This window comes from Chloroflexota bacterium (assembly GCA_016197225.1).
In the GTDB taxonomy this organism is placed as follows: Bacteria; Chloroflexota; Anaerolineae; order Anaerolineales; family VGOW01; genus VGOW01.
Window position 1 is genome coordinate 1 of the sequence record JACPWC010000019.1, and the last position, 7,448, is coordinate 7,448.

Genomic DNA, 7,448 nt, shown 5'->3' on the forward strand with positions numbered 1-7,448 from the left:
ACTGACTTCGCCGCCTTCAAGACAGCGATTGAAACGTGTCTCCGAGAAATGCCGACGACGCATAAAGCCGCTTTAGATTCGTTACTGACTCTGCGCTTTCAGCGATTTGAAAAAGCGCAGTTTATGCCCGCGTGAGGTATAACGGCTCGAAGAAACGGGAAACGAAGGAAACCCTTCTTTCCCTCATTTTCTTTTTTCCTTCTTTTCCTGAATCTTTTCCTGAATCTTTTTGGGAGGAACGACTCTGGATAGCTTAACTTTTGCCCGTTCGCTGGTGGAAGCCATCGAAGACAAGAAGGGCGAGAACATTGTATTGCTGGATATTTCCGGCCAGTCCATCTTTGCCGACTATTTTGTGATCGCCACCGGCGCCAGTGACCGCCAACTGAGGGCGCTGGCCGACGGGGTGAACGACGCCGCCGAAAACCGGATCAAGCGCAAAGTGATTCTGCGGCGGCTTGACGAGCAGGCTGAGAGCGGCTGGGTGCTGATTGACCTGGGCGGGGTGATCGTCCACCTCTTCTCTGCGGCGCAACGCAAACACTATAACCTGGAAGAGTTGTGGAAAGAGGGAAAGATTTTGTTGCGAGTGCAGTAGCAAACAAGGTAGTAAAGACGAGAGAGCCGCTGGCGCCGGCGACGAAGAAGGGCGCTTCGATTTTCATTTTGGCGTCTGTTTGAGGCGGCACTCCTCACACGGACACAACCCCCGCAAATACTCCCAACTGTAAATGCCATACTTGTGGCCGTCGTGCCACAACAATTGCAGGGCGTAGCTACCCACCAGGTCGGCGCCGAGAAGCTCGTACGTTTGCATCGGCGTCAGGCTGAAGACGTTGGGGTCGGGCGGCGCGCCCATGTTCTCGTGCCCGCCCCGGCAAGAGGCGCACGGGCAGGCGGCGCGCAGGCCGTCGAACGGATACTCGCTCCTGTGCCCGTCATCCCAGGGAATGACCAGGACGCGGCGGGACTTGCTGATTTGGATGGCGGTGGGTTTGGGCATTCAGAATTAGAGATCAGAGGATTGGAGGATTGGAGAATTCTCCAATCCTCTATTTCACGGCCCCGTCGTCGCCTCAAGATAATTCTCCACCGCCCAGCCGTTGCGGTTTTCGTCGGCGGGGTCAACCAGGAACCACCAGGTGAAGCCGTCGGCGATGGTGGGGCCGTTGGCCACTTTGAGCACTTCGCTGGGCAGGGCCAGGTAGTTGACCTCGCCGCTGAGCGAGGGCGCTTGCCGCAGTTTGAGCGGGTCGCCATCGGTGCGGACGACTTGCACGAAACTGCCCAGGTTGATCACGCCGGGGTTGACGTTGGGCGGAACGGTGGGGGTGGGCGGCTCGAGAGTGGGCAACTCGGTGGGTGAAGCCTGGCCGGAACCGGGGAACGGGGTTGAGGTGTTGCTAACGATGATGAACTCTGGCACGGCGGTGACACGCGGCAGAGTGGGGCGCGAGACCAAAATGACGGCCCAGAGGGAGAGACAGGTGACGGCGAACAAGGCCGCCAGGAACCCCAAGGCCCACAATGGAACCGCCGCCTGCCCGATCCGGTTTCGCCGGGAATAACTGGGTTGGGTTTCCTCAGACATCCGCCCTCGCGATCAGCACGGTGATGTCGTCGAAGGCCGGCGCATTTCCGCGAAAGGCAAACACGTCGTTAAAGATCGCATCGCAAATTTGCTGGGCCGAGCCGTCGCGATTCTTGTCGAGCAAGGCGATCAGCCGCTCCAACCCATAAGGTTCGTTGTCATCTTGGACGGCGTCGGGCACGCCGTCGCTGTACATCACCAGCGTGTCGCCAGGAGCAAGAGTGATCTCGCACTCTTCGAGCGTCAGCCCTTCCAGCAATCCGAGAAAGCGGCCTTCAGCGTCAACTTCGGTGTAGCCTTCTTTGCCTTTCCTCAGCAAGAGCGGTCTGTCCTGCCCGGCGCGCACGTAGCGCAAGCGCCCGGTGGCCGGGGTGAGCACGCCGTAAAAAGCGGTGACAAACATGCTGGAATTGGCCGACACTTCGAGGAGCCAGCGGTGCACGCCTTGCGCCACCACTTGCGGCGAGAGACTGCGGCGCGACTCGGGCAGGAACAAACTGCGGGTGACGGCCATAAACAGCGCCGCGTGAATGGACTTGTCGGAAACGTCGGCCATGAGCAAGCCCACGTGCTCGTCGTCCACCTGAATCACGTCGTACAAGTCGCCGCCAATCGTCCGCGCCGGCACATTGCGCCCGGCAAACGTCCAGCCTTTCACGTTGGGGAAAACGGTGGGCAGTAAACTTTGTTGCAGTTCGGCGGCGATCTCAAGCTCGTGTTCCAGTTTCTCTTTGGCGACGATCTCGGCTTGGGCCGCTTTGAGGTCGGCGTAGGCTTTGGTCAGTTCGATGTTTTTGTGGGTGAGGTCGGCGATGGAGGCTTCGCTGGAGACGCGGAAATTCGTCGTAATCACCCGCATCACCGACAAGGCCACCGATGGGTTTTTCTTGAGCAGGTTGTTGAGGGTGTCTTCGGAAATCTCCAGCACAGTCGTGTCGTCAATGGTGGAAACTGACGCCGTGCGCGGCTTTTGATCGATCAGAGCCATCTCGCCAAAGAAATGGCCCGGCCCGCGCACGGAGAGTTGGCGCGTTCCACCGTCTCCAAGCTGGCGGGTGATGGCCACCGACCCATCGAGAATAATGTAAAACACGTGCTCGATGTTGCCCTCCCGGCACAACACCGTGCCGGGAGGATAGGTGCATCGTTCGGCGGCCTGGGCCAGCGCCGTCACTTCGTCTTCGTCAAGGCCCTCAAAGGCCTGGCGGATTATTTGTACAGCGTCACTCATAAGCGAATTCTATTTGGACTTTTTCTTTGCGATACGCTTCGCGTTCTTCTTGGCTACAACCTTTTTCTTTGCCGGCGTCTCCGCCCTGGCTTTGGACTTCGTGGTGGCCGTCACTGTCAGGGCGGCCTTCCCTTCAATCATCTGTCCCCGGCCCGCCAGCCACTTCGTCAATTTGGCTGTTGACCAGGTGTTGATCACGTTTGCCGCCGTCACCCAGCCGCGCCGGGCCGTTGCCACGCCAAACTCGGCTAAAGCAAAATCATTTGGATGATGGGCGTCGGTGTTGATGGCGAGCGGGATCCCCATTTCAATCGCCCGCCGAGAGTATACATCGTCTAAATCCAGCCGCATAGGATGAGCGTTGATCTCCAGCGCCACACCCGTTTCAACGGCGGCGGCCAGCACCGCGTCCATGTCCAGGTCGGCGCCTTCGCGGTCGGGAATGAGGCGGCCTGTCGGGTGGCCGATGATGTCTACCTCAGGGTTGCGGATGGCGTTGAGCAGGCGTTGGGTGACTTGCTCACGCGGCTGGCGCAGGCTGGTGTGAAGCGAGGCCACGACGATGTCGAGCGAGGCCAGCACCTCGTCTGAATAATCGAGTGTGCCATCGGCGCGGATTTCAACTTCAGCGCCTTGAAGAATCAAAATTGAATCGCCAAGCTCGCGCTGCAACTTGTCAATCTCGCGCCGCTGTTCGCGCAGGCGTTCCGGGGTCAGGCCGCCAGTGACGCCCAAACTTTGGGAGTGGTCAGTGACGGCTAAGGCACTAAGACCACGGTCGCGGGCCGACTCGGCCATTTGCTTGATCGAAGCCCGGCCATCGCTCCAGGTCGAGTGTGAGTGCAGGTCGGCCTTCAGGTCTCTCGTTTCGATCAAATCAGGCAACTTGTTTTTGAGAGCGGCCTGCACCTCACCGCGATCTTCGCGCAGTTCAGGCGGGATGTAGGGCAGGCCGAGGGCGGCGTAGACTTCGGCCTCGGTGGCGCACAAAATCTCTTTGCCGTTCTTCTTAGTGAGGGCATGTTCGGAGAGCGAGAGGCCTTTGTCGAGCGCGATCTCGCGCAGGCGGACGTTGTGATCCTTCGAGCCGGTGGCGTATTGCAAAGCTGTGCCAAATTTTTCGGGGCGGTGCACCCACAACTGCGCCCTCATGCCGTTTTGAAATTCGACCGACGATTTGGTGGAGCCTTGCCCGACGATGCGGGCCACTTCTTTTTGCGAGACGAAGGCCTTCATCACCGGCTCCGGGTCAGCCGAGGCCACCAGCAGGTCAAGGTCGCCGACGGTGGTCTTCATGCGCCGCAGACTGCCGGCGGTTTCGGCGGCGACCACGCCCTTGATGCTTCGCAACATCGCCAGAATGTCGCGGGCGATGGGCAGGGCCTGGCCGAGCGGCGTGCGGCCAGTGCGGCGCGAGAGGGCCTCGATGCCCTCTAGAATTTTCGTCTCCGATTTTTCGCCCATGCCGGGCATGCCGCGCAACTTGCCCGCCCCGGCCGCCGCCTTCAGCGCCTCAACGGTGGTGATGTCGAGTTGCTTCCAGAACATGGCGACCTTTTTGGGGCCGAGGCCCGGCACTTTGAGCACGTCAATGAGCGAGGCCGGTATTTCCTTCTTGAGCTTCTCAAAAAATTCGAGCTGGCCGGTGGAGAGCAGTTCGTCAATCTTTTCGGCAATAGCCTGGCCCACGCCTGGAATCTCGCGCAGGCCCTTGACGCCGCCCTCGCGCCACACGTCGCTCACGCTCCGCCCAAACTCGGTCAGCGTCTCCGCCGCCCGGCGGTAGGCCAGAATCTTGTAGATGATCTCGCCTTTGATTTCGAGCAGGTCGGCGATGGAAGAGAAAATGTCGGCAAGTTCTTTGTTGGTCATCGTCTTTTTCACCGCAAAGACGCCAAGAGCGCGAAGGAAATCTTAATATCTTCTCTTTGCGTCCTTCGCGCCTTCGCGGTTCCCTCTTTTACGGCCCGCCAAAATCCTGCGTCAGCACCCAGCCCAGGCCGTTCCAGGTGATGCCGACGCCGATGGAAGTATAACCAGAATTCAGAATGTTGGCGCGGTGCGGCGGGTCGCCCATGAACCAACCCACGGCCTGGCCTGGAAAGTCGGTCAGCGAGCCGCGCCCGCTCCAGTAAATGTTCTCACCAGCCCGGCCAAAGCCCGAAGCCGTGATAGCCTCACTCGCCAGGTGTATGCCCGTCGCCGGATCGTTGTGGCCGAAATAGTCGCGGGCCACCATGTCCGTCGAACGCGAGCGGGCAATGCTCATGATCGTCTCGTCACGTGATAACGGCGGCAGGCCATAAAGTGCGCGCTGAGCGTTGGTGAGGTCAATGACAGCCTGCTCGGCGCTGGCAACATCTGAGGCCGGTTGAGCGACGATGGTCACAGGGGCAGTAGCAGTCGGTGAAACCGCTGTTGGTAGGGGAAGCGCTGGCTGTACCTGAATCACGTTGCTTGACGGCTGGATCGCCGCCGGAGGCCGGGGCGGGGCGGTGGCGGGAACAGCAAGGAGAGTCGGCGTGGCAGGGGCAAGAGTCGCCGTCGGCGGGACCGGGGAAGCAGTTTCCGTTGGTGTGAGGATGTCGCGAAAGGGCAGAACCTCTTCCGTAGCCGTGCCAATCACTTCCGGCGACGGCGTGGGCGTGATGAACACAATTTGCGGCTCGCGAGTCGGTTCGGGTGAAGCGGAGGCGCAGGCGGTGAGGAGCAAAGCCAAGAGCAAAAACCGAAGTTTCACTCGAATATTATAGCTGGATGTTGATCATGATTTGCCCGCCAGTTCCTTCGCCTTCTCCGCCAATTTCTTGATCACAAGCATCAGGCCGCCTACAGGACTGCCAAGCGTTGCGATGACGACGTCGAGGATGTCCGGGGCCAAGCGGCCAATGTAGCGCAGGCAGTGGGCGATGAAGTGTTCGCCTGATATGTCGCCTTTTTTCTCGACCTGCATTTGTAGTTCTTTCAACTCGACCTTGAGCTCTACTTTCGCCTTTGCCGGTTCTTTATCAGCTTGCGGGTTAGTGGTCAAGAGGCCCAGCCGCTCCAACTCGCGCCGAATGATCAGGGCTACCTGCGCTCGCGGGTCTCTATATTCACGCTCTGCCAGTGTTCGCAGTGCATCGTGTTCGTCTGCCTTCAGGGTTACCGTTACTCGTGCCATAGCCTACAAGATAGCAAAAAAAAGCGACGGAGTGACTAATCCCGCCGCTTATTGCTGATGTCTGCCGTTTTTTGCCGATTGATTCACTATGGCTTGTATCTAGGGTCTTTACGCCATCCGGTCAAAGTCCTAACTGGCGTGTCTATCTCTGAGTCTTGGGATATTTGCTTCCAAGTCAAACGCGGATCAGCTTTTTTCTTTTGAAGAGCCTTTGCTACAATGCCGCGCCGATGTTCAATCTCGGTCTCAGCAAATGGGTCAAGGGTATTGCCTTGTTCACCCTTAGCTGAGTTGTTCTCCGCCGATTGCCTTGTTGCCTTTCTCAGCTTGTAATCAATCTCGCTTTGTATTCGTCCGCAAATGTTTAGAAAACGCCGATTCAACTCCGCTTCGGGTTCTGGCACTCTCGCCGCTATTCCGTGTTTAGCGAGTTCTCGATACACCCCCCGCATCTTTGCAGTCATATTGTGCCCGATACTAATACCGGGCATCCGCTTTGTCGGCGGCTCAACTGTGATTCGCCCTGCTTCATGGTCTTCAATACTTATCACATAGACTACTGCTCGTCCTAATTGTTGCCGCTCAAAAGTGCACATCTCAGGATGGTCAGCAAGGAAGAGGCCGATTATGCTGTCGTAATCCTCAACGGAAGGTTGCTCATTCATTACTCAACTCACACTCCTAACAAAAAAGCCGCCTGCGTTTCTTGGCGCAAGCGGTCCGAAGAGTGTTACACCACACCGTACACTCTCAGCGCCCAGGCCGCCTGTATTGGCCAGGCCATGCCCTCGGATGTTTCCACCATCGCGGGGCGATTTATTGTGCCAACTTATGGATTCGCAAGTTCGTCAAGAATATGCGCTGCCACTTCTATACTCGAAATGACTTCGTCTAACTTGAGACGGCTTCTTTCCTTATCCTTGTCGCCTTTTTCAATAATTGAGAGAAGAGTATTTAGATTTCTCATAGCGCCAATTATATTAGCCTGGGCTATAGCAAATCTCAGGGCATGTTTATCGCGTATCTTATGACCCAGAATTTCAATTACAAAGTCAGGCTCAACTATTTCTAGCAAGTATTTGCAATCCAAGAATAGGGCAAGTATGTTGCCCAAAGCAATACGGTTTTCGGCATCGGTTTGCTCTTCGTATTTACGGGAAAACAATAGTTGAAGTTCATCGTAAGGAAGGAAGCAGATGTTACTTGTAGCGAAAAGTATCTTGCTTGTTTTGGGATCGCGCGGCCTAATTAAATAGAAGACAAAGACCCCGATAACTGATGTAGCTATTAGCGCAGGAATCCCAGGAAGTTCAGGATAATAGAACCCTCTGTGTCACAATGAGTGAGACAACTTTCGTGATAAATTACTGTAGAGGGCGGAGAAAGAAACTGAACCATGTCTCACATCCAATCAGACACTGCCAACAACAATGGCAAGGCCGCGGCCACTACACCTGACCCGG

At 57.1% G+C, this 7,448-nt stretch carries 9 protein-coding genes; 1 reads left to right on the forward strand and 8 read right to left on the reverse strand.

The annotated features are described in order from the left end of the window. The first annotated feature begins 229 nt into the window (after positions 1-229). Complete coding sequence (gene rsfS, locus HYZ49_03820) at positions 230-598, forward strand: ribosome silencing factor (GenBank protein ID MBI3241402.1); 369 nt, start codon at positions 230-232, stop codon at positions 596-598. Positions 599-661: 63 nt separating this feature from the next. On the opposite strand, the gene HYZ49_03825 is transcribed toward rsfS, so the two are convergent. The 8 genes from HYZ49_03825 to HYZ49_03860 all read right to left on the reverse strand — a co-directional run bounded on the left by HYZ49_03825 (position 662) and on the right by HYZ49_03860 (position 7,150). Next, positions 662-1,003, reverse strand: coding sequence for a DUF971 domain-containing protein (locus HYZ49_03825; GenBank protein MBI3241403.1), 342 nt, complete (start codon positions 1,001-1,003; stop codon positions 662-664). A gap of 54 nt (positions 1,004-1,057) precedes the next feature. Further along, the gene (locus HYZ49_03830) at positions 1,058-1,591 is read right to left on the reverse strand and encodes a hypothetical protein (GenBank protein MBI3241404.1); all 534 of its coding nucleotides are present in this window, start codon (positions 1,589-1,591) and stop codon (positions 1,058-1,060) included. Then, positions 1,584-2,822 carry a SpoIIE family protein phosphatase gene (locus HYZ49_03835; protein MBI3241405.1) on the reverse strand — a complete coding sequence of 413 codons (1,239 nt, stop codon included), beginning with the start codon at positions 2,820-2,822 and terminating at the stop codon, positions 1,584-1,586. The genes HYZ49_03830 and HYZ49_03835 overlap by 8 nt, the downstream gene beginning before the upstream one ends. 9 nt (positions 2,823-2,831) lie before the next feature. Beyond that, positions 2,832-4,694: a DNA polymerase/3'-5' exonuclease PolX gene (polX, locus tag HYZ49_03840; protein MBI3241406.1), complete on the reverse strand. Its 1,863-nt coding sequence runs from the start codon at positions 4,692-4,694 to the stop codon at positions 2,832-2,834. An 88-nt stretch (positions 4,695-4,782) separates the two neighbouring features. Continuing rightward, positions 4,783-5,562 (reverse strand): hypothetical protein, encoded by a 780-nt coding sequence (locus tag HYZ49_03845; protein ID MBI3241407.1) that lies wholly within the window; start codon positions 5,560-5,562, stop codon positions 4,783-4,785. 24 nt (positions 5,563-5,586) lie between these two features. Then, a complete protein-coding gene (locus HYZ49_03850; protein ID MBI3241408.1) occupies positions 5,587-5,853 on the reverse strand; it encodes a hypothetical protein in 267 nt (88 codons plus the stop codon). A gap of 218 nt (positions 5,854-6,071) precedes the next feature. Further along, entirely contained in the window at positions 6,072-6,650 is a 579-nt protein-coding gene (locus HYZ49_03855) for a hypothetical protein (GenBank protein ID MBI3241409.1), read from the reverse strand. A 164-nt stretch (positions 6,651-6,814) separates the two neighbouring features. Then, positions 6,815-7,150, reverse strand: coding sequence for a hypothetical protein (locus HYZ49_03860; GenBank protein MBI3241410.1), 336 nt, complete (start codon positions 7,148-7,150; stop codon positions 6,815-6,817). Positions 7,151-7,448 lie beyond the last annotated feature (298 nt).

What these genes read in the sequence shown, in the direction of transcription:
- HYZ49_03830 (MBI3241404.1), bottom strand. Translation starts at nt 1,591, where the DNA reads ATGTCTGAGGAAACCCAACCCAGTTATTCCCGGCGAAACCGGATCGGG.
- HYZ49_03855 (MBI3241409.1), bottom strand. Translation starts at nt 6,650, where the DNA reads ATGAATGAGCAACCTTCCGTTGAGGATTACGACAGCATAATCGGCCTC.
- HYZ49_03835 (MBI3241405.1), bottom strand. Translation starts at nt 2,822, where the DNA reads ATGAGTGACGCTGTACAAATAATCCGCCAGGCCTTTGAGGGCCTTGAC.
- polX (MBI3241406.1), bottom strand. Translation starts at nt 4,694, where the DNA reads ATGACCAACAAAGAACTTGCCGACATTTTCTCTTCCATCGCCGACCTG.
- HYZ49_03825 (MBI3241403.1), bottom strand. Translation starts at nt 1,003, where the DNA reads ATGCCCAAACCCACCGCCATCCAAATCAGCAAGTCCCGCCGCGTCCTG.